Annotated in this window: 21 protein-coding genes and 1 pseudogene; 7 read left to right on the forward strand and 15 right to left on the reverse strand. The window is 63.6% G+C overall.

What is annotated here, in order from left to right:
- Positions 1-7 precede the first annotated feature (7 nt).
- The 3 genes from LB569_RS08895 to LB569_RS08905 form a co-directional block, all read right to left on the reverse strand.
- Positions 8-496, reverse strand: a complete 489-nt coding sequence (locus LB569_RS08895) for a HEPN domain-containing protein (RefSeq protein WP_224691879.1) — start codon at positions 494-496, stop codon at positions 8-10.
- Entirely contained in the window at positions 459-809 is a 351-nt protein-coding gene (locus LB569_RS08900) for a nucleotidyltransferase domain-containing protein (protein WP_140701557.1), read from the reverse strand. The genes LB569_RS08895 and LB569_RS08900 overlap by 38 nt, the downstream gene beginning before the upstream one ends.
- 64 nt (positions 810-873) lie before the next feature.
- Entirely contained in the window at positions 874-1,998 is a 1,125-nt protein-coding gene (locus tag LB569_RS08905; protein ID WP_224691880.1) for a DUF2336 domain-containing protein, read from the reverse strand.
- A gap of 152 nt (positions 1,999-2,150) precedes the next feature.
- On the opposite strand from LB569_RS08905, the gene LB569_RS08910 reads away from it, so the two are divergent.
- Complete coding sequence (locus LB569_RS08910; protein ID WP_140701559.1) at positions 2,151-2,603, forward strand: MaoC family dehydratase; 453 nt, start codon at positions 2,151-2,153, stop codon at positions 2,601-2,603.
- Entirely contained in the window at positions 2,603-3,484 is an 882-nt protein-coding gene (locus tag LB569_RS08915; RefSeq protein ID WP_224691881.1) for an HpcH/HpaI aldolase/citrate lyase family protein, read from the forward strand. The genes LB569_RS08910 and LB569_RS08915 overlap by 1 nt, the downstream gene beginning before the upstream one ends.
- A gap of 3 nt (positions 3,485-3,487) precedes the next feature.
- Here the strand turns inward: LB569_RS08915 and LB569_RS08920 are convergent, their stop codons facing one another.
- Complete coding sequence (locus LB569_RS08920) at positions 3,488-4,096, reverse strand: flavin reductase family protein (protein ID WP_224535037.1); 609 nt, start codon at positions 4,094-4,096, stop codon at positions 3,488-3,490.
- Complete coding sequence (locus LB569_RS08925) at positions 4,097-4,681, reverse strand: nitroreductase (RefSeq protein ID WP_224691882.1); 585 nt, start codon at positions 4,679-4,681, stop codon at positions 4,097-4,099.
- Positions 4,682-4,835: 154 nt separating this feature from the next.
- On the opposite strand from LB569_RS08925, the gene LB569_RS08930 reads away from it, so the two are divergent.
- Complete coding sequence (locus LB569_RS08930) at positions 4,836-5,798, forward strand: hypothetical protein (RefSeq protein ID WP_224691883.1); 963 nt, start codon at positions 4,836-4,838, stop codon at positions 5,796-5,798.
- A gap of 8 nt (positions 5,799-5,806) precedes the next feature.
- Here the strand turns inward: LB569_RS08930 and LB569_RS08935 are convergent, their stop codons facing one another.
- The 4 genes from LB569_RS08935 to yidD form a co-directional block, all read right to left on the reverse strand.
- On the reverse strand, positions 5,807-6,745 hold the full coding sequence (locus LB569_RS08935) for a lysophospholipid acyltransferase family protein (protein ID WP_140701564.1): 939 nt from the start codon (positions 6,743-6,745) through the stop codon (positions 5,807-5,809).
- An 85-nt stretch (positions 6,746-6,830) separates the two neighbouring features.
- Positions 6,831-8,807: a threonine--tRNA ligase gene (thrS, locus tag LB569_RS08940; RefSeq protein WP_224691884.1), complete on the reverse strand. Its 1,977-nt coding sequence runs from the start codon at positions 8,805-8,807 to the stop codon at positions 6,831-6,833.
- A gap of 142 nt (positions 8,808-8,949) precedes the next feature.
- A complete protein-coding gene (gene blaOXA / locus LB569_RS08945) occupies positions 8,950-9,768 on the reverse strand; it encodes a class D beta-lactamase (protein WP_224691885.1) in 819 nt (272 codons plus the stop codon).
- Between the two features lie 147 nt (positions 9,769-9,915).
- Complete coding sequence (gene yidD, locus LB569_RS08950; protein ID WP_224691886.1) at positions 9,916-10,284, reverse strand: membrane protein insertion efficiency factor YidD; 369 nt, start codon at positions 10,282-10,284, stop codon at positions 9,916-9,918.
- Between the two features lie 320 nt (positions 10,285-10,604).
- Here yidD and LB569_RS08955 point away from each other — a divergent pair, with 320 nt between their 5' ends.
- The gene (locus tag LB569_RS08955; RefSeq protein WP_224691887.1) at positions 10,605-11,519 is read left to right on the forward strand and encodes a LysR substrate-binding domain-containing protein; all 915 of its coding nucleotides are present in this window, start codon (positions 10,605-10,607) and stop codon (positions 11,517-11,519) included.
- Here LB569_RS08955 and LB569_RS08960 read toward each other — a convergent pair.
- Positions 11,516-11,962, reverse strand: a complete 447-nt coding sequence (locus tag LB569_RS08960; protein ID WP_224691888.1) for an iron-sulfur cluster assembly scaffold protein — start codon at positions 11,960-11,962, stop codon at positions 11,516-11,518. The two genes, LB569_RS08955 and LB569_RS08960, sit on opposite strands and share 4 nt — an antisense overlap.
- A 240-nt stretch (positions 11,963-12,202) precedes the next feature.
- On the opposite strand from LB569_RS08960, the gene folE reads away from it, so the two are divergent.
- From folE to LB569_RS08975, 3 genes are all read left to right on the forward strand, one after another.
- Positions 12,203-12,835, forward strand: a complete 633-nt coding sequence (gene folE, locus LB569_RS08965) for a GTP cyclohydrolase I FolE (protein WP_140701570.1) — start codon at positions 12,203-12,205, stop codon at positions 12,833-12,835.
- Between the two features lie 41 nt (positions 12,836-12,876).
- Positions 12,877-13,338, forward strand: coding sequence for a phosphoribosyl-AMP cyclohydrolase (gene hisI / locus LB569_RS08970; RefSeq protein ID WP_224691889.1), 462 nt, complete (start codon positions 12,877-12,879; stop codon positions 13,336-13,338).
- A gap of 84 nt (positions 13,339-13,422) precedes the next feature.
- Positions 13,423-14,394 (forward strand): patatin family protein, encoded by a 972-nt coding sequence (locus LB569_RS08975; RefSeq protein ID WP_140701572.1) that lies wholly within the window; start codon positions 13,423-13,425, stop codon positions 14,392-14,394.
- 78 nt (positions 14,395-14,472) lie between these two features.
- Here LB569_RS08975 and recJ read toward each other — a convergent pair whose 3' ends face one another.
- From recJ to LB569_RS09000, 5 genes and pseudogenes are all read right to left on the reverse strand, one after another.
- A complete protein-coding gene (gene recJ, locus LB569_RS08980) occupies positions 14,473-16,254 on the reverse strand; it encodes a single-stranded-DNA-specific exonuclease RecJ (RefSeq protein WP_224691890.1) in 1,782 nt (593 codons plus the stop codon).
- Positions 16,255-16,621: 367 nt separating this feature from the next.
- Complete coding sequence (glpX, locus tag LB569_RS08985) at positions 16,622-17,605, reverse strand: class II fructose-bisphosphatase (RefSeq protein ID WP_224535062.1); 984 nt, start codon at positions 17,603-17,605, stop codon at positions 16,622-16,624.
- A gap of 200 nt (positions 17,606-17,805) precedes the next feature.
- Complete coding sequence (locus LB569_RS08990) at positions 17,806-17,973, reverse strand: Thivi_2564 family membrane protein (RefSeq protein WP_081295122.1); 168 nt, start codon at positions 17,971-17,973, stop codon at positions 17,806-17,808.
- A gap of 69 nt (positions 17,974-18,042) precedes the next feature.
- Positions 18,043-18,399, reverse strand: coding sequence for a hypothetical protein (locus LB569_RS08995; protein WP_140701575.1), 357 nt, complete (start codon positions 18,397-18,399; stop codon positions 18,043-18,045).
- A 120-nt stretch (positions 18,400-18,519) separates the two neighbouring features.
- Positions 18,520-18,768 (reverse strand): annotated as a pseudogene (locus tag LB569_RS09000) (ACT domain-containing protein); the annotation flags it as partial.
- Between the last annotated feature and the right edge of the window lie 77 nt (positions 18,769-18,845).

Below are 18,845 nucleotides of genomic sequence, written 5' to 3' on the forward strand. Positions count from 1 at the left end.
GCAAAGATCATCGTAGACCGGGCCTGCGCATAGGCGCCACCGTCTGGGCCGGCTTTGATTCATCGCCAAGATCGATCTTGAAGTGTGCTGCAAGCCGCAGGATAAGGTTCGTGATATCGTCAATGGCTTTCTGAAGTTTTACCTTGTCGGGCGCACGAGGTATCTGGCCAGAAGGCAGTGTATATCTGAATGTGGTCGCATAGGCTTCCAGCCAAACGAGGGACTGCAACGCCGTCTTCTCGGCGTGATCGTCTGGCAAGCGCCTTACGATCTTATCGAGTTGATGTGCATCGTGACGTTCGATGTGGATGGCCTCCGAAGTCGCCAACGCTCGGATGACCTGTTCGATAGCTTGCTGGCTGAGATAGGCCGCATTACGGGACCCTGACTCGGCAAGAATATGCGCATCCCTGATGCATCCGTTCGCCAACCGAAGGGCGCTGGCGATTGTCCAGTGGTCAGACATCCAGTCGACGCCCATTCCGAGCGATGTCATAGGCTATCGTATTTCGTGAATCCCAACTCGCGGCCAACGCACTGGACGTCGTGGACAGGATCGTGGCTGGTATTCCAACGTCGTGCTGGATTGACCACCCGATTAGCGGGTCCAGGAGGTCCGCCTCCGAGTCGTCAGGCAAGGCAACGAGAATATCCCAGTCGCTGTCGGGCCGATGATCACCCCTCGCCCGGCTGCCGAACAGCCAAATGGAATCGGGGTTCAGGCGAACCCTGATTTCGTCGATGAGCGGCTTGATTTCAGCCGGCACCCTGAGGCGCATTGCGGGCGGTACGTGCATAGGCGGAAACATAATACCAATCGGTTGTGCCTACAACGCAGCGACGTCGCAGCCAAAAGCCGCCAGTAGGCAAGCGTTAGGCCGCTGCAATCGCCAGTGCGTGGCCGCGCGCGTTCTCGCGCAGCGCATCGAGATGGATCGACTTGACCAGCGCGGCGAGATCCCCTTCGGCGGATTGGCCGCCCAACTCCTTGAGCATCAGCCAGCTGACTTCCTGCACGCCGGCGACGCGCTTGCCGTTGGCGACCTCCCGCCAGATCTTCAGGGCGCGCAGGATGATCGCATGCGTGGCCAAAGCCAGCCCAGCGCCGCGGAACAGGGCCTGCAGCGCCACGTCGTGCCCACCTGCCAGCAGCGCCCTCACCCGTGGTTCGGACTGCTGGCTGAGCGCGACCAGCGCCGAGCCGAAGAAATCGACCTTACCGTGCGCGATGGTGCGGATCAGGAAGCTCGCGGTGAGATCGCCGCGCAGCCTGAGATGCTCGATCAGCGCCGCGTGTTCTTCCTGGCGCGTGCCCTCGATCAGAGTCACGGACGCCTTGACGCAGGCGTCGCGCATGACGCGGTCGGCACGCGCGGCTCCCATCAATGCCATGACCAACGGCGACGTCTTCAAGGTCTCGCCAAGCTTGACGAGCAGCATATGCCGGCAGTCGGCGGGCAGCCTGATATCCGATATCAGCGCCTCGCGCACCAGAGGCAGATGCCCATGGCGTTCCGCCATGCGGCGGAAGCTCATCGAAGCGATGGCGGCGCCGCTGTTGGCGAGCAATACGGCGCAGGCCTCCGCCTCGCCGACCTCGGCGATGGCCGCCGACAACGCCATCGAGACGGAAGGCCGGTCGGCGATCAGTTTCTGCGTTGCCTTCTGGCTCGCCGCCACGCGGTTGATCAGATCGGCGTCCGTGAGCAGCGGCGAGCGCGCCAGCACGACACCGGCGACCTCCGGCTGGTCGGCGGCAAGCACGCTGATGATCTGCAGCGGCGCGTGGTGGCTCATCGAGAGCGCTTCCGCCATCGCCAGCCGCACCTTCGACGAAGCATCGTCGAGCAGCAGCGTCAGCGCCGCCTCGGCGGCGCAGCGGTCCTCGAACGGCAATTCGGAATTGACATAGGCACGGGCCAGTGCATTGGCCGCGGCGGCCCGCTCCGATACCCTGGCCGTGTAGATCCATTTCAGGAAATGCGAAACAACAACCATGCCCGCCTGCTCAAGCCCCTTGCCGGAGGGTTTCCGGCCCCGTGAAGACGGTAGGCAGAAATGGTTTACGAACGGTTCACCATGTTCATTGACTGGCTTGCGAGCGCCTGAAGCAGCGCCTATCAACCGTCAAACAGCGCAGGAGACGGGAAATGGCCGGGCTATATCTCGAGGAGTTTGTTGTCGGCCACGTCTTCCAGCATACGCTGCGCAAGACCGTCACCGAGAGCGACAACATGCTGTTTTCGGTGATGACGTTGAACCCGCAGCCGCTGCATATCGACTTCGATTTCGCCGCCAGGAGCGAATGGGGCAAGCCGCTGGTCAATTCCCTGTTCACGCTCGGCCTGATGATCGGCATCTCGGTCAACGACATCACGGTCGGCACCACGGTCGCCAATCTCGGCATGAAGGAAACCGTGTTTCCGCACCCGGTTTTCCATGGCGACACCATCCGCGTCGAGACCACAGTGATCTCGGTGCGCGAGTCCAAATCGAAGCCTGACCGCGGCATCGTCGAATTCGAGCACCGGGCCTACAACCAGCATGGCGATTTGGTCGCCAAATGCACCAGGCAAGCGATGATGCTGAAGAAGGCGGCCTGATGCGCTCGCTGCTGTTTGTTCCCGGCGATTCCGAGCGCAAGCTGGAAAAGGGATTTGGCGCCGGCGCCGACGTGGTCATCGTCGATCTCGAGGATTCCGTGGCGCCGCAGAACAAGGCTCAGGCGCGCGAGATCGCGGCGCGCTTCATCCTCGAACGCAGGCGGCAAACCAACTCGGCGATCTATGTCAGGGTCAACGACCTCTCGACCGGGCTGACGGATGACGATCTTGCCGCGCTCATTCCGGCAAGTCCGGATGGCATCATGTTGCCCAAGTCCAACAGCGGCCAGGACGTGCAGCAGCTCGCGGGCAAGCTCAGGGTTCGCGAAGCCGAGAACGGCCTGCCCGACGGCTCGATCAGGATCTTGCCGATCATCACCGAAACGCCCAGGGGTGTTCTGGCGGCGGCTACCTATGCCGGGGCAAGCGCCAGGCTCACCGGCCTCACCTGGGGCGCGGAAGACCTGTCGGCCGCGATCGGGGCGCGTGCGGCCCGCGACGAGCACGGCCGCTACACAGATGTATTCCGTCTCGCTCGCGCCATGACCATCCTTGCCGCCGGCGCGGCCGAGGTCGCGGCAATCGACACCGTGTTCCCGAATTTTCGCGACATGGCCAGCTTTTCCGCCGAATGCGCCGAGGCCGAACGCGACGGCTTCACCGGCAAGATGGCGATCCACCCCGACCAGGTGCCCGTCATCAACGCCGCCTTCACGCCCTCGGCCGAGGCGGTGAAACAGTCGGCGGCCATCGTCGCGGCGTTCGAGGCAGCGGCAAATCCGGGCGTCGTCGGCATCGACGGCAAGATGTTCGACCGTCCGCATCTACGGCTGGCCGAACGGCTGCTGGCACGGGCCAGGGCGGCCGGTATATCGGCCTGACGCCTACCCTTTTTCCCAGCGCGGTCGGCGCATCGAGAAGACCTCGTCGACACTGGCATAATCCATATAGCCGAGACGCGCGACATTGCCGGCCTTGGTGATGTCGAACAGCCCGTCTTTCAGGAAGGCATCGTCGATGTGCACGCCGATCACCTCACCGGCGACGACGACCGCGCTTGTCGATGATCCGTCCAGCGCCTTTGGGCGAAAAATCTCCGTCACCCGGCACTCCAGCGCCGCCGGTGCGGCCGCCACGCGCGGCGGCCCGACGAGACGCGAGGGCGCCATGGCGAGATCGGCATAGACGAACTCGTTGACGCCACGCGGCGCGTCGACGGATGTGTAGTTCATCTTCTCGGCAAGCTCGCGGCTGACCAGATTGGCGACGAACTCACCGGTTTCCTGGGCAAACGAAGCACTGTCTTTCTCGCCCTCCGAGGAAAACCAGACGATGAAAGGCCGCGTCGAGACGGCGTTGAAGAAGGAGTATGGCGCGAGATTGACCTCACCGGCCTTGTTCAGCGTGGATATCCAGCCGATCGGGCGTGGCGCCACGATGGCCTTGGCCGGATCGTGCGGCAGCCCGTGCCCCTTGGCCGGCTCGTAGAACATTCAGCCCGCCCAAGGTCCGGCGTAATCGGCGTAGAGCTTGGCCGGATCGGGCCGTGGCCGCTCCGGAGCCGGACCGGCATGGGAGCCGATATGGACAAAGCCGACGACGCGCTCTTGCGGCGCCAGCCCCAGGATCGCCCTGCCCTCCGCGACATCGGAATACCAGTTGCTGATCATGTTGGTGCCATAGCCCAGCGCATTGGCCGCGATCATCAGGTTCATCGCCGCCATGCCGCCCGACAGGAACATCTCCCATTGCGGGATCTTGGGATTCTCCCGGGGAACAGACACGACACCGATCACCAGCGGCGCGCGCGAGAACCGAGCCAGTTCCTGGTTGCGGCGGCCTTCCGGCAACGGCCCCTCGCGCTGTTCGGCCAGGGCCGCCAGCTTTTTGCCGATCTCGATGCGGGCTTCGCCGCGATAGAGAATGAAGCGCCACGGTTCGAGCCGGCCGTGGTCGGGCACGCGCGTGGCGGCGGCAATCATCGTCGCGATGTCGGCATCGCTGGGCGCTGGCTCCTTGAGGTCGGGAATCGGCGCCGAATTTCGGGTCAGCAGGAAGTCGATGATCGGCGACGCCATGGGCGCAAGTCTCCTAAAAACTCTATTTTGAGCTGAAGCGCACCATCGGGAATTCGGGCGGCTCGGGCAAAGGCGCGTTAGCGCCGGGCTGAAGAGTCACGGATCGGACTCTTAAGCCTTGAAATTGCCACCGCCATGGGCTTCAACGCAAGGCATGTTTGAGGGGCGACTGCGTCTTTTCCTGGTCTGGCTCTGCGCCACGCTGTTCATGGCGCCGGTTTCACTGGCTGTCGCGCAGGAGAAGGACGGCGTCGGCGACCTGAAACTTCCCGGAATTTCGAGCTACGCGACGCCGAAGAGTGAAACCCCGCTGGCGCTTGGCGGCGGTGGCGCCATTACGCTCTCGGCCCAGTTGACCGACAAGGGCACCGACATCACCCGAGGGCTCGTCTGGCGTGTCTTCAAGCCTGAAGCCGTCAACGGCAAATTGCCGATGGTCGCCTCCGCCCATGGCGGCAGCGCCGTCTTCCAGCTCGAGCCCGGCAGCTACCTGGTCCACGCCTCCTACGGCCGCGCCGGCGCCACCAAGCGCATCACTGTCGGCAAGGACGCCAAGCGAGAAAGCCTGGTGCTTGATGCCGGCGGATTGAAGCTCGACGCGGTTCTGTCCGGCGGCGTTCGCATACCGCCGAAGAAACTGCGCTTCTCGATCTATGAGGGCACCGCCGAGGCCAATGGCGACCGCGCGCTGATCATTCCCGATGTCGAACCCAACAGCGTCGTGCGGCTCAATGCCGGCATCTACCATGTCGTCTCGACCTATGGTGCGGTCAATGCAGTGATCCGCTCGGACATACGCGTCGAGGCCGGCAAGCTGACCGAAGCCACCGTCGAGCATCACGCGGCCGAAATCACCATGAAGCTGGTGCGCGAAGCCGGCGGCGAAGCGATCGCCGACACCTCGTGGTCGCTGCTCAACGAATCCGGCGATCCGATCAAGGAAACCGTCGGCGCCTTCGCCTCGATGGTGCTCGCCGAAGGCGACTACACCATCATCGCCAAGAACCGCGACCGCATCTACCAGAAGGATTTCACGGTCGTTGCCGGCCAGAACCAGGAGATCGAGGTTCTGGCCACCGAAGCCGCGGCGATGGATCCCGAGGAAGGCGCCGATTAGCCCTTGGACTAGGCCGCCAGTTTCGTCCGGGCCGGCAGGAAGGGAATGCGCCGACGCGGCAGGTCTGGCGCCAGGTCGAACACGCCGCGATAGAGCCGATCGAGCAACGCTTTGCGGTCGCGCAGCGGCTCCAGTTCGCCCCAGCTCAGCACATTGCCGACGCGCACCTCGATCGCCTTGCCGGACAACCGCGCGAATTCACGAATGAGCAGCGAGGTACGCAACGTCAGCGAGGCCTTGCCGACGAATTTGGCCACCCGGCCGTCGCGCTCGGCCATGTTCATCGGGCCGCTGACCAGATGGAAAAGCCTGCCGTTCTGGCCGGAGAAATGCATGGGTATGACGGATGCCTTGGCTTCCTGGACGAGACGGGCCGGAAACATCTTCCACGGCAGGTCGCGTGCGCGGCCAAAACCCTTGGGCGCGGTGGCCACGCCACCGGCGGGAAAGACCACGATGGTGACGCCTTCCCTGAGCAGCCGGACCGCTTCATGGCGCACCGCCATGTTGTTCTTCAGCGCGTCCTTGGTCTCGGAAAAGTCGATCGGCAGCGAATAAGGTTCCATCTCGCGGATCTTGAGCAGATCCTTGTGGATCATCACCCGGAACGGTCGCCCGAGTTGCTCCGCCAACGACAGCACGGCAATGCCATCGCCAATGCCGAAGGGATGGTTGGCGACGATCACCAGCGGCGTATCGGGCAGGTTCGCCGGCGGCCATTGGTCGGCAGTCCGCACGCCAACATCGATCAGGTCGAGCATTCTGCTGAACACACGCTCTCCGGTCGGCACGACCTGGCGACGCCAGAAATCATAAAGCGCGGCGAAGCGATCGCGGCCCGACAGGCCCTCGACCGAATGAATGAACCAGCGCGCCAGCGCCGGCTGGCGCGGATTGGCGTAGGAGAGTTCGGGAAACGGTCGTTCGCGCAATTTCAGCTTGAGCATGGAGACCCGTTACAAGACCGGCGTGACAGGGATATGAAAATGGCGGTGGATCGCTCCACCGCCATTCGATCGAAAACAGTCCGAATCAGGCCGCGCGCTTGCGCCGACGATCCGGCGTGACCGCTTCCTCGGTCAGCCGCTCGATCGCCTCGGCAAGGCCGAGCGACTCCTGATCCCGCGAGCCGAGCCGGCGCATATTGACGGTCTGCTCCTCCGCCTCGCGCTTGCCGCAGACGAGGATGACCGGAACCTTGGCCAGCGAGTGTTCGCGGACCTTGTAGTTGATCTTCTCGTTACGCAGGTCGGCTTCCGCCAACAGGCCGGCGGCTTTCAGCTTCGCCACGACCTCGTTCGCATAGTCGTCGGCGTCCGAAGTGATCGTCGCCACCACCACCTGCAACGGCGCGAACCACAGCGGGAAATGACCGGAATAGTTCTCGATCAGGATGCCGAGAAAACGCTCCATCGACCCGCAGATGGCGCGGTGCACCATGACCGGCTGCTTCTTCTCCGAATCCGAGCCGATATAGAAGGCGCCAAAGCGTTCCGGCAGGTTGAAATCGACCTGCGTCGTGCCGCACTGCCATTCGCGGCCAATGGCATCCTTCAGCACATATTCGAACTTCGGTCCGTAGAAGGCACCCTCGCCCGGATTGATCGAGGTTTTGATGCGGTTGCCGGAGCGCGTCCTGATCGTCTCCAGCACGCTGCCCATGATCGCCTCGGCATGGTCCCATGCCTCGTCCGTGCCGACGCGTTTTTCCGGCCGCGTCGACAGCTTGACGCTGATCTCGTCGAAACCGAAATCGGCATAGGTCGACAGGATCAGGTCGTTGATGCGCAGGCACTCCGACGCCAGCTGCTCCTCGGTGCAGAAAATATGCGCATCGTCCTGCGTGAAGCCGCGCACGCGCATCAGCCCATGCAGCGCACCCGATGGCTCGTAGCGATGCACATTGCCGAATTCCGCAAGCTTTACGGGCAGATCGCGATAGGATTTCAACCCGTGCTTGAAAATCTGCACGTGACCCGGGCAGTTCATCGGCTTCAGCGCGAAGATACGGTCGTCGTCAGTTTCATCGCCGGCGACCGTCACCTTGAACATGGCGTCGCGGTACCAGCCCCAGTGGCCCGACGTCTCCCACAGGCTCTTGTCGAGCACCTGCGGGGCATTGACCTCCTGATAGCCCTGCTCGTCGAGGCGGCGGCGCATGTAATTGACCAGGTTCTGAAACATCTTCCAGCCCTTGGCGTGCCAGAAAACCACGCCAGGCCCCTCTTCCTGGAAATGGAAAAGGTCCATCTCGCGGCCAAGCTTGCGGTGGTCGCGCTTCTCGGCCTCCTCCAGCATCGTCTGGTAGGCCTCGAGCTGCGCCTGATCGGCCCAGGCGGTGCCATAGATGCGTGTCAGCATCGGATTGTTCGAATCGCCGCGCCAATAGGCACCGGCCACCTTCATCAGCTTGAAGGCGTTGCCGATCTGGCCGGTCGAGGCCATGTGCGGACCACGGCAGAGATCGAACCAGTCGCCCTGCGCGTAGATCTTGAGATCCTGATCCTCGGGAATGGCATCGATCAGTTCGAGCTTGTAGCGCTCACCCTTGTCGGCGAAGACTTTTTTCGCCTTGTCGCGCGACCAGACCTCCTTGGTGAACGGCTTGTTGCGCGCCATGATCTCGCGCATCTTCTTCTCGATCACCGGGAAATCATCCGGCGTGAATGGTTCGTTGCGGGCAAAGTCGTAATAAAATCCGTTCTCGATCACCGGCCCGATGGTGACCTGCGTTCCCGGCCACAGCTCCTGCACGGCTTCCGCAAGCACATGCGCGGTGTCGTGGCGGATGAGTTCCAGCGCGCGCGGGTCTTCGCGGGTGATGATCTCGACCTTGCCGGATTTGCCCAGGGGATCGCTGAGGTCGCGCACGGTGCCGTCTATGGCATAGGCCACGGCCTTCTTGGCCAGCGACTTCGAGATCGATTCGGCCAGGCCCGCACCGGTCATCGCAGCGTCATAGTCGCGCACGGAGCCATCGGGAAATGTCAGGGAAACGGAATTCAGCATGGTTATCTCCTATCCAGTCCCGCAAACGAGCGCGGGTGGTAAATGCAGATATCAGGGGTTCGGGGCTGCGACCTGCCAGGGTGCCGGATGCGTCCGGCGGCGGCAGTCTTTTATGGGCAGATGCCGCCGCCGTAAAGCCCGTTCACTTGATCAGCCGCGGCAGGTCCTTCAGGAACGTGGCGCGCGTCGCCAAACCCTTCGGCAGGTCGCTCCGCTTCGTATCGACGACCAGCCGGGCGAACACGATCTGCCGGCCGTCCTTGCGCGCCCAGCCGACGAACCAGCCGAGCGAACGCTTGTCCTTGCCGGCCTCGCCGAGCCTGGTGCTGCCTGTCTTGCCCTGAACCGCCCAATCGCCGGCCTTGAAGCTCGGCAGGATGGCGCGCGTCATTTCATGCGCCTTGGCCGACACCGGCATCGTGCCGGCGAGAAGTCGCCGCAGGAAGGCAACCTGTTCGATCGGCGTGATCTCGAGCGAGGAGTTGACCCAGGAATGCGTCAGCCCATCGTCCTTGCCGGCATTGCCCGATACGTCCGAATTGCCATAGTTGAACTTCGATATATAGCCGGCAAATTTTTCGCCGCCGAGCCGGCGGGTGATCTCGCGCGAGTACCAGATGATCGAATCACGCTCCCAGATCGTCGGGTCGACGGTCTTCTGGTCGCGCTTCACCGCCTTGAATTCGGGCTTGTAGTCCCATGTCGGAGTGTTTTCGTCGGCGAGGATGCCTGCGTCATAGCCGATCAACGCAAGCGGCACCTTGAACGTCGAGGCGGGGCTGAAGCGCTGGCCGCAGGTGCCGTCCTGGTGAAGCGTCTTGCCGCTCAGGGCGTCGACGATGAGCGTGCAGTGCACATCGGCGAGCGGCGCCGATTGAGCGCGCATCGGAAATCCCAACAGCCACGCAAGCAGGAACAGGATTCCGGCAAAGATGAAGGGAAGACGGTCGATGTTGCGCATGGGATGCTCGCTCCAGGAGGGGTTCGCGAGCGGGCTTAGCGAGGTCTCTTGTCTCGATTTTGTCTCAAATGCGCAGTTGTTGTGCAGGCTTGCGTTAACCCTACCGGATCGTAAACCGGCGCGGCTGGCGCCGCATGAACAGCGTCCTCATCCCTGCGCGTCGCCGCGCTTACGGCCGATCCGCCAGTACCGCCATGGCATGAACCAGGCGTAACGGGGCTCCAGAGCCTCCGGCACGAGATCGATGCCGTGCGTGCCGAATGGACCGCAGCGCAGCACGCGGAACAACCCCATCCAGCCACCGGCCCAAAGACCATGGCGGGCAATCGCCTCATGCGCGTATTCCGAACAGGTCGGCAAATGCCGGCAGGAATTGCCGACAAAGCCGGACAGCGTCAGTTGGTAAAGCCGCACGAAAGAGGTGCCGAGCACGCGGCCAGGCGTCTTGCGCCAAGGGCCCGGCCAGTTGCGGCCGCGCCTCGACGCCGTATGCGCATGCCCATGCTGGTCGCCCACTGCGATCTCCGCGTTCCAGCTGATAGATGTGCGCTTGCGCCGGAGAACGCAATCCCGCCCGTCCCGCCGTCATGGGCGGAAACGGCGAAATGGTTGCCGGTCGGTTGGAGGCGCCCACCGGCCAGGGTGCGGCCGTTCTTCGTGGTGCGCTCCATCGCGTCTTTCGTCACGCCATTGAAACGTCGCGATCCGCATGACATCGCCGAGAATGTCCAGGAACTGGATCATGATCGTGTCTCCTTTGACCGGATTAGACCGCCGCTGGCCTTCGCCTTCAAACGAGTATAATTTCCGCTTCGGATAATCCTGGGTTATGCGAAATGAAGCGCGGACGCCTGCCCCTGACGGCATTGAGGAGCTTCGAGGCGGCTGGCCGGCATTTGAGCTTCAGCAAGGCCGCCGAGGAGCTGTTCGTCTCGCAAGCGGCGATCAGCCGGCAGATCCGCGAACTCGAAACCTTCCTGCGCCAGCCGCTTTTCGAACGGCACCATCGCCGCGTCGAACTGACGGATGCCGGCCGCCGGCTGCTTGCCCAACTGGTCAGGAGCTTCGATGCAATCGACAAACTGCTCGGTGATCTCGTTGCCACGCCGGCACAGTCCGTCGTTCGTGTCAGCGTCGAACCTTCGCTCGCGGCCGTGTGGCTGGTGCCCAGGCTCAACCGGTTCCGGCAGTTGCGACCCGATATCGACGTTTCCCTCGAGGTCGATCCTCGCCTGATAGAGTTCCGCGGCGACCAGCCCGAGCTGGCCCTGCGCTTCAGCGCACACGCCACCTCATGGCCGCGTGCCGAGGCCGAGCGGCTGGCCCCGACAGTGGATTCGCCGGTCCTGTCGCCGGCGTTGCTTTCGTCGGGATCGGTCCTCGAGACACCGGCCGATCTTGCTCGCTTCACGCTTTTGCACGAGGAAAACCGCCAGGGCTGGGCGCGCTGGTTCGAGGCGGCAGGCGTGCCGGCCGATGCCGTGCCCGCGCGCGGCCCGATGCTTGCGGACGCCTCGCTCTCCAAGCAAGCCGCGCTGCTTGGACATGGGGTGGCGCTGGCCGATCTCCTGCAGATCGGCCAGGAACTGGCGACCGGGACGCTGGTCAAGCCGTTCGACATCGACGTCGCGTCCGGTGCTTATTGGCTGGTGGCCAGGAATTTGCACGATCTCTCCGAGCCGGCCGCGGCCTTCGCCGACTGGATCAGAAGCGAATTCGCCGAAAGCAGGAGCGATTTAGGCGCGTGCTAAGCCGCTTCTTCGGCGCGTTTCTTCTCGATCTGGCCGATGGCGTCGACCACGGCGTCGAAAGTCAGCATGGTCGAGGCATGGCGCGCCTTGTAGTCGCGCACCGGCTCCAGATAGCCAAGGTCGGCGAAGCGCCCTTCCGGCGGCGCGCCGTTCTCCTTCAGCATCTTCAGCATGGTCTCGCGCACCGCGCGCAATTCCTCGGCGCTGGCGCCGACGACATGCTGCGCCATGATCGAGGACGATGCCTGGCCGAGCGCGCAGGCCTTCACGTCGTGGGCGAAGTCGGTGACGACGCCGTCCTCCATCTTGAGGTCGACGGTCACGGTCGAGCCGCACAGTTTGGAATGCGCCTTCGCGGTCGCGTCGGGATGATCGAGCCGGCCGATGCGGGCGATGTTTCCGGCAAAACCGAGAATTTTCGCGTTGTAGACGTCGTTGATCATTATTTTCCAATCCGTCGCCGCCAAGCGAACAGCGTTTGCCGCTGCCGTGTCTTCCTTTCGCTTGGCCACGACCTTATATAATGCTCGCAGTCCGGTATCGACAAGGCGACGAACGCCGCTGTCGTTTCCGGGAAGTTCACGCCGCTTACGGGGCTGGAGACGGGGCGAGTTTCCGACACCGAAGGTCGTGGTCCGTTCAACTCGTTCCTCCTGAGAGAGGAACTACGGGAGACGCCTTTTATGGATGCCGTCATCAAGAAGCTCATGCCCCAGTCCGCCTATATGGAAAAGCCGGTCACCGACCGCCCGAGCGAAGCCGAAGTCGAGGCCGCCGTGCGCACCTTGCTGCGCTGGACCGGCGACAATCCGGACCGCGAGGGGCTGATCGACACGCCCAAGCGCGTGGCCAAGGCCTACCGCGAAATGTTCGGCGGCTACGACATGTGCCCGGCGGAAGAGCTCGGCCGTACCTTCGAGGAGGTCGCCGGCTACGATGATCTCGTCATCGTCAAGGACATCCAGTTCCATTCCCATTGCGAGCATCACATGGTGCCGATCATCGGCAAGGCCCATGTCGGCTATCTGCCCGACGGCAAGGTCGTCGGCCTGTCCAAGATCGCGCGCGTCGTCGACATCTTTGCCCATCGCCTGCAGACGCAGGAGGCGCTGACCGCGCAGATCGCCGGCGTCATCCAGGACGTGCTCAACCCGCGCGGCGTCGCCGTCATGATCGAGGCCGAGCATATGTGCATGGCCATGCGCGGCATCCGCAAGCAGGGTTCAACCACGCTGACCTCGACCTTCACCGGCGTCTTCAAGGACACGCCGGAGGAACAGGTTCGTTTCGTCACCATGGTGCGCGGCGGGGCGTAAGCCCCTTGCCGGCACCACGGTCAAAAGGAAATAGACCTGATATGTCGGCACTGGAATTCCCAAAAGCTTCCTCGGACAAGAAGACCCTGGAAGAAGGCGCGGTGTTCTCGCCGCGCTTCGATGCCGCCGGTCTGGTCACCGTGGTCGTCACCGATGCCGTCGACGGCATGCTGCTGATGGTCGCGCATATGAATGCCCAGGCGCTGGCACTTACGCTGGAGACCGGGATCGCCCACTATTGGTCGCGCTCGCGCAACGCCCTTTGGAAAAAGGGCGAAACCTCGGGCAATTTCCAGCATGTCGTGGCGATGCTCACGGATTGTGACCAGGACGCGGTGTGGCTTCGCGTGAAAGTGTTGGGCCACGACGCAACCTGTCACACCGGCCGACGTTCCTGCTTTTATCGGACGGTGGGGCTGGTCGATGGCAAGGGGACGCTTGCCGACGACGGCAGCAAGCCGCTGTTCGATGCGGAAAACACGTATCGGAAGCCACCAGCTTGAACCTTCTGCCTCACATCAACCACACAGATTCACCATTTCGATACGGCCCATCCGTATACTACTCTTGGGACAAGGGAGATCGTGATGCTCGAGTGGGCGTCATTGCGTAACAGACCAGATGTCCGGGAGGCCAACGGCCTGTCCTCGGCCGGCGGCGCATCCGACACAAAATCCCCGAGGAAAACAGGCATTTCGCTGGCGCTCGGCGGCGGTTGCGCCAGAGGCTGGGCTCATATCGGCGTGCTGCGCGCGCTCGATGAAGCCGGCATCGAAGTGTCCATGATCGCAGGCACGTCGATCGGCGCGCTGGTCGGCGGCTGTTATCTTGCCGGCAAACTGGATGAGCTGGAAGAGTTCGCCCGCAGCCTCACCAAGCGGCGCATCTTCGGCCTGCTCGATCTCAACCTGCGCGGCAGCGGCCTTTTCGGCGGCATGAAACTGGATGCGCGCCTGCGCGAGCATGTCGCCGGCGTCCGTTTCGAGGATCTGCCCAAGCCGTTCGTCTGCGTCGCCTCGGAAATCCGTACCGGTCACGAGATCTGGCTGTCGAGCGGCTCGCTGATCACGGCCATGCGCGCCTCCTACGCACTGCCTGGCGTGTTCGAGCCCGTCGATTGCAACGGCCGCGTGCTGGTCGATGGCGCGCTGGTCAACCCGGTACCCGTCTCGGTCTGCCGCGCCTACGAGCAGCCGCTCGTGGTGGCGGTCAATCTTCACTACGATTTGTTCGGCCGCGCCGCCGTGATCAAGCACAGCGCCGGCGAGCTGGTTATCGAAAAGGACGCGCCAAGGCCCGGCCAGGTCGGCGGCGAACACCAATCGCACCAGACGCGCCTGGGCATCACCGGCGTCATGGTCGAGGCCTTCAACATCATCCAGGACCGTATTTCACGGGCGCGACTTGCCGGCGACCCGCCCGACATGTCGCTGCAGCCCAAGCTCAGCCATATCGGCCTGACCGAATTCCACCGCGCCGACGAGGCGATCCAGCTCGGCTACCAGGCGACGATGGCGCAGATCGGCGAACTGACCCGCCTGCAGAGCGTTCTCGCCTAGATCGTCTCATCAAGCTTGTTCGCTCGTGACGCTGCGGCGTTATGCGCCGGCCGGCTGAATTGCCCGGTTGCGGTGCCGCTACGCCCGTGCCGCGTCAATGATGCGGAACTGCACCGTGCGGTTGCCGTTCCAATAATTGCCCGACAGCGAGCCGGCGACATGCACAGTCTTGCCCCGGTTCTTGAACAGGAATTCGCCAAGCACGGTATCGACGGCGCGAAACGCGATCGCCTGGATGCGGCCGCCGCTCTCCGATTGCAAATCGGCGCGAATATGGTTGGTGCCGACCGGCCTGATATCGGCCAGCCGATGGCGCGGCAGGGCGAAAACCGGCGCCACATGTCCGGCGCCGAAGGGGCCGGCCTTCTCCAGCGCGTCGAGCAGGCCGAGCGTCGCGCCTTCCGCGGCAAGCGCGCCGTCGATCGCCAGACTTTCCTCATCCTGCAACCGGAAAACATCGGCGGCCGCCCGCTCCTCGAAGAAGGCCCTGAGCTCGCCCAGCCTGGTGCGTTCGACGGTGATGCCGGCCGCCATGCCGTGGCCGCCGCCCTTGACGATGAGCCCGGCATTGGCGGCTTCGCGCACCAGCCGGCCAAGATCGAAACCCGACACCGAGCGGCCCGAACCGGTACCGATGCCCATGGCATTGAAGGCAATTGCGAAAGCCGGCCGACGCGCGTGATCCTTGAGCCTCGAAGCGAGCAGGCCGACAATGCCGGGATGCCAGTTGTTGCTGGCGGTGACGACGATCGCCGGGCCGCTGCCGCCCGCCAGTTCGGCATCGGCCTCGGCGCGCGCGGCGGCGAGCATCTCCTGCTCCATCAGCTGCCGTTCCTGGTTCAGCCGGTCGAGGGTCTCGGCGATGGTCTGCGCCTCGACCGGATCGTCCGTTGCCAGCAGCCGGCTGCCGAGCGCGGCATCGCCGATGCGCCCGCCCGCATTGATGCGCGGGCCGATCAGATAGGCAAGATGGAAGGTGCTGATCGGCTCGCCAATGCGCGACACCCGCGCCAGCGCGGCCATCCCTTCATTCTTCTGCTGCCGCGCCACATGCAGGCCTTTGACGACGAAGGCGCGGTTGACGCCGGTGAGCGGCACCACGTCGCAGACCGTGGCAAGCGCCACGAGATCGAGCAGCGAAAGCAGATCCGGCGGCGTGGCGTCGGTCATCCCGCGCAGCACCTTTGCCGTCTGGACAAGGGCGAGGAAGACCACGCCGGCGGCACAGAGATGACCCTGCCCGGAAAGGTCGTCGTCGCGGTTTGGATTGACGACGGCATGCGCTGCCGGCAGCGCGCCGCCAACCTGGTGATGGTCCAGCACCACGACATCGGCGCCCGCCTCCTTGGCGGCCTCGACGGAAACGGCGCTGTTGGTGCCGCAATCGACGGTGACGATCAGCGTCGCGCCGCGCGAGACCAGTTCGCGCATGGCATCGGGATTGGGACCGTAACCCTCGAAGATGCGATCCGGAATATAGATTTCCGACGGCACCGAGAAATGCGAGAGAAACCGCTTCAGCAAGGCCGACGAGGCCGCGCCGTCGACGTCGTAGTCGCCGAAGATCGCGACTTTCTCCCGGGCCACGACGGCGGCGGCGATGCGGATGGCGGCCTTGTCCATGTCGGTCAGCGAGGCCGGATTCGGCAACAGGTCGCGGATCGTCGGATCGAGAAACCGCTCGGTCCCGTCGGCGGTGACCCCGCGTCCGGCAAGAACGCGCGCGACGATGTCGGGCACGCCATGACCCTGCGCGATGGCGAGCGCGATCATGTCCTGCCGTTCGGTCAGCCGGTGCTCCCAGGAGAGACCGGTAGCCGACTGTCTGACATCGAGGAAGAGGCGCCTTTCGCCCGTCATGCGCTTTGCCAACTCATGGTTGGCCGCAGGATAATGCATGTCGCCCAAAACCGTGCAGCGGTTTTGAGGGTGACCACATGCACAAACGACACTTTAAAGCCAAAGGCCGGCAAAGCCAGGCGGATGCGCGTAGCGAGAGACTTCAAGAAAAACTACGCTTTCCGCCTTTCGGCCATGCGTCAGCGCCATTCGCCGGCCGCTAGCGAAATGCGGGCGGCGTGCCAGCCAGATGGCTAACAACTGAAACCCGGCTCCGCAAGCAGGCCTAGAGCGGTTCAACGTTTGGTGAAATCGCTGAACCGCTCTAACTCTTTGTTTTTACGAAATTCCGAACGGAAAACCGTTACACACTTTTCCTGGAATTGCTCTAGAACTTATCCAGATCCTGGTGCCGGGCCTTGATCTCCCGCACGGTCCGCGATGAGGAGCGCAGCACGATCGTATGCGTGGTGATGGTGGTGCGGCCGAACTTGACACCGGCCAGCATGTTGCCGTCGGTGACGCCGGTGGCCGCGAACAGCACGTCGCCGCGCGCCATGTCTTCGGCACGATAGATCCGCTTCGGATCGGCAATGCCCATCTTCGCGGCACGTGCGACCTTCTCCGGCGTATCGAGGATCAGCCGGCCCTGCATCTGGCCGCCGGTGCAGCGCAATGCCGCCGCCGCCAGAACGCCTTCCGGCGCGCCCCCGGTGCCGAGATAGATGTCGATGCCGGTTTCTTCCGGATCGGTGGTGTGGATAACGCCGGCGACGTCGCCGTCGCCGATCAGCCGGATCGCCGCGCCCGTGGCGCGCACGGCGTCGATCAGCTTGGCGTGGCGGGGCCGGTCGAGGATGCAGGCCGTGATGTCGGCCACGGCGACGCCCTTCGCCCGGGCCAGGCTGGCGATATTGTCGGCCGGCGAGGCGTCGATGTCGATGACGCCTTCGGCGTAACCCGGACCGATCGCGATCTTGTCCATGTAGACATCAGGCGCGAACAGCAGGCTGCCCTTCTCGGCGATCGCGATCACGGCGAGCGCGTTCGGCAGGTTCTTGGCGCAAATCGTCGTGCCTTCCAGCGGATCGAGCGCGATATCGACGGCCGGGCCTTTGCCGGTGCCGACCTCCTCGCCGATATAGAGCATCGGCGCCTCGTCCCGCTCGCCCTCGCCGATCACCACCGTGCCCTTGATCGCAAGCTGATTGAGTTCGTGACGCATGGCGTCGACCGCGACCTGATCGGCGGCCTTTTCGTCGCCGCGTCCGCGCAGCCTGGCGGCCGCGACGGCGGCCCGTTCGGTGACGCGCGCCAGTTCCATGGTGAGTATCCGGTCGAGGCCGGCGACGATGTTCTGGGCCACATTCATGTCGGAAAATCCTCGTTTGATGCCGCCTCCCGCCCGAGGCGCGCCTGTTTTGTCAAACGAGCATGACAACGGCAAGACCTGCCGTGAGTTTTACCGAAAAGATAGCAATATCAATCGATTGACACCATTCTTAAAACAATGCCGGCCCGGTTCGAGAGGAACCAGGCCGGCACGAAACAGAAATTGCCGTCCTTCGCGGCCTAGAAAACCGCGAGGTATTTCAGCAGCGAAATAATTCCGATGATGATGACGATGATCTGCACGATCTGCCGCATCCTGGCGTCGAGCGGCAGTCGCTGCACCAGATAGAGAACGAGAATGATGACGAGAAACGTAATCAGGATGCCGATCAACACGGACGAAGCCATGATGCCCTCCTTCAAATGATTTCCTGAAACGGCGAAACGAGCCGGCAACGCCGGCTCAATACGGAGCGGTCAGTACCAGCGGCGCGGCGTGTCGTTCATCGACTGGCCGACGGCAATACCGGCCAGAAAACCGAGCAAACCGATCACGCCAACCACGGCGGTCGTCGTCCCTGGATTTTCGCGCGCGACTTCCGAAACGGACTGGGCCTGGCTGCGCAACTGCTGTGCCGTCCGCGAGGCGCGGGAAGCGGCCGTCTCGTAGAAATCCGATGCCTGTTCGCTGGCATCATCGAGCATTTCCGCGCTGCGTGCCGAGATGCTCTTGTTGATCTTGGTGATTTCCTTGCGCAGGTCGGCGATCTGCTTTTCCAGCGTCTTCTGGATGTCGTCGATGTCAGGGGTGTCGGATTTGTTGGTATCGGCCATGAAGCGGCTCCCTTGGTTGCTGACCAAGAGAACGGCGCGGGCGCGGATTCGTTCCGGTAGCGGCCCTCATCGAAAACGAAAGCCGCCGTCGACCATGCCGGGTGGCAACGGGACTGTTGCCTACCCCGCCCGCTCGATGCGGATGACCTGCGGCTTGTCGGTCAGATGGCCGTCCTTGGTGATGCCGTCGACGGCCTTGCGCACGGCGGCCTCGGTTGTCTCGTGGGTGACGAGGATCACCGTCTTCTGCGCCGCCGCCTCGCCGCTGACCGCGTGCTGGACGATCGATTCCAGCGAAATGTCGTTGTCGGCCATGCGCTTGGCGATTGCCGCGAAGACGCCGATGCGGTCATGCACGGTCAGCCTGATGCGGATTCGTTCCGGTAGCGGCCCTCATCGAAAACGAAAGCCGCCGTCGACCATGCCGGGTGGCAACGGGACTGTTG

The sequence above is a fragment of the Mesorhizobium sp. BH1-1-4 genome, assembly GCF_020165665.1.
Classification (GTDB): Bacteria; Pseudomonadota; Alphaproteobacteria; order Rhizobiales; family Rhizobiaceae; genus Mesorhizobium.

Excerpts from the sequence above, each read along its gene's own strand:
- LB569_RS08895 (WP_224691879.1), bottom strand. The coding sequence starts at position 496 with ATGACATCGCTCGGAATGGGCGTCGACTGGATGTCTGACCACTGGACA.
- LB569_RS08900 (WP_140701557.1), bottom strand. The coding sequence starts at position 809 with ATGTTTCCGCCTATGCACGTACCGCCCGCAATGCGCCTCAGGGTGCCG.
- LB569_RS08905 (WP_224691880.1), bottom strand. The coding sequence starts at position 1,998 with ATGGTTGTTGTTTCGCATTTCCTGAAATGGATCTACACGGCCAGGGTA.
- LB569_RS08910 (WP_140701559.1), top strand. The coding sequence starts at position 2,151 with ATGGCCGGGCTATATCTCGAGGAGTTTGTTGTCGGCCACGTCTTCCAG.
- LB569_RS08915 (WP_224691881.1), top strand. The coding sequence starts at position 2,603 with ATGCGCTCGCTGCTGTTTGTTCCCGGCGATTCCGAGCGCAAGCTGGAA.
- LB569_RS08920 (WP_224535037.1), bottom strand. The coding sequence starts at position 4,096 with ATGTTCTACGAGCCGGCCAAGGGGCACGGGCTGCCGCACGATCCGGCC.
- LB569_RS08925 (WP_224691882.1), bottom strand. The coding sequence starts at position 4,681 with ATGGCGTCGCCGATCATCGACTTCCTGCTGACCCGAAATTCGGCGCCG.
- LB569_RS08930 (WP_224691883.1), top strand. The coding sequence starts at position 4,836 with ATGTTTGAGGGGCGACTGCGTCTTTTCCTGGTCTGGCTCTGCGCCACG.
- LB569_RS08935 (WP_140701564.1), bottom strand. The coding sequence starts at position 6,745 with ATGCTCAAGCTGAAATTGCGCGAACGACCGTTTCCCGAACTCTCCTAC.
- thrS (WP_224691884.1), bottom strand. The coding sequence starts at position 8,807 with ATGCTGAATTCCGTTTCCCTGACATTTCCCGATGGCTCCGTGCGCGAC.
- blaOXA (WP_224691885.1), bottom strand. The coding sequence starts at position 9,768 with ATGCGCAACATCGACCGTCTTCCCTTCATCTTTGCCGGAATCCTGTTC.
- LB569_RS08955 (WP_224691887.1), top strand. The coding sequence starts at position 10,605 with ATGAAGCGCGGACGCCTGCCCCTGACGGCATTGAGGAGCTTCGAGGCG.
- LB569_RS08960 (WP_224691888.1), bottom strand. The coding sequence starts at position 11,962 with ATGATCAACGACGTCTACAACGCGAAAATTCTCGGTTTTGCCGGAAAC.
- folE (WP_140701570.1), top strand. The coding sequence starts at position 12,203 with ATGGATGCCGTCATCAAGAAGCTCATGCCCCAGTCCGCCTATATGGAA.
- hisI (WP_224691889.1), top strand. The coding sequence starts at position 12,877 with ATGTCGGCACTGGAATTCCCAAAAGCTTCCTCGGACAAGAAGACCCTG.
- LB569_RS08975 (WP_140701572.1), top strand. The coding sequence starts at position 13,423 with ATGCTCGAGTGGGCGTCATTGCGTAACAGACCAGATGTCCGGGAGGCC.
- recJ (WP_224691890.1), bottom strand. The coding sequence starts at position 16,254 with ATGACGGGCGAAAGGCGCCTCTTCCTCGATGTCAGACAGTCGGCTACC.
- glpX (WP_224535062.1), bottom strand. The coding sequence starts at position 17,605 with ATGAATGTGGCCCAGAACATCGTCGCCGGCCTCGACCGGATACTCACC.
- LB569_RS08990 (WP_081295122.1), bottom strand. The coding sequence starts at position 17,973 with ATGGCTTCGTCCGTGTTGATCGGCATCCTGATTACGTTTCTCGTCATC.
- LB569_RS08995 (WP_140701575.1), bottom strand. The coding sequence starts at position 18,399 with ATGGCCGATACCAACAAATCCGACACCCCTGACATCGACGACATCCAG.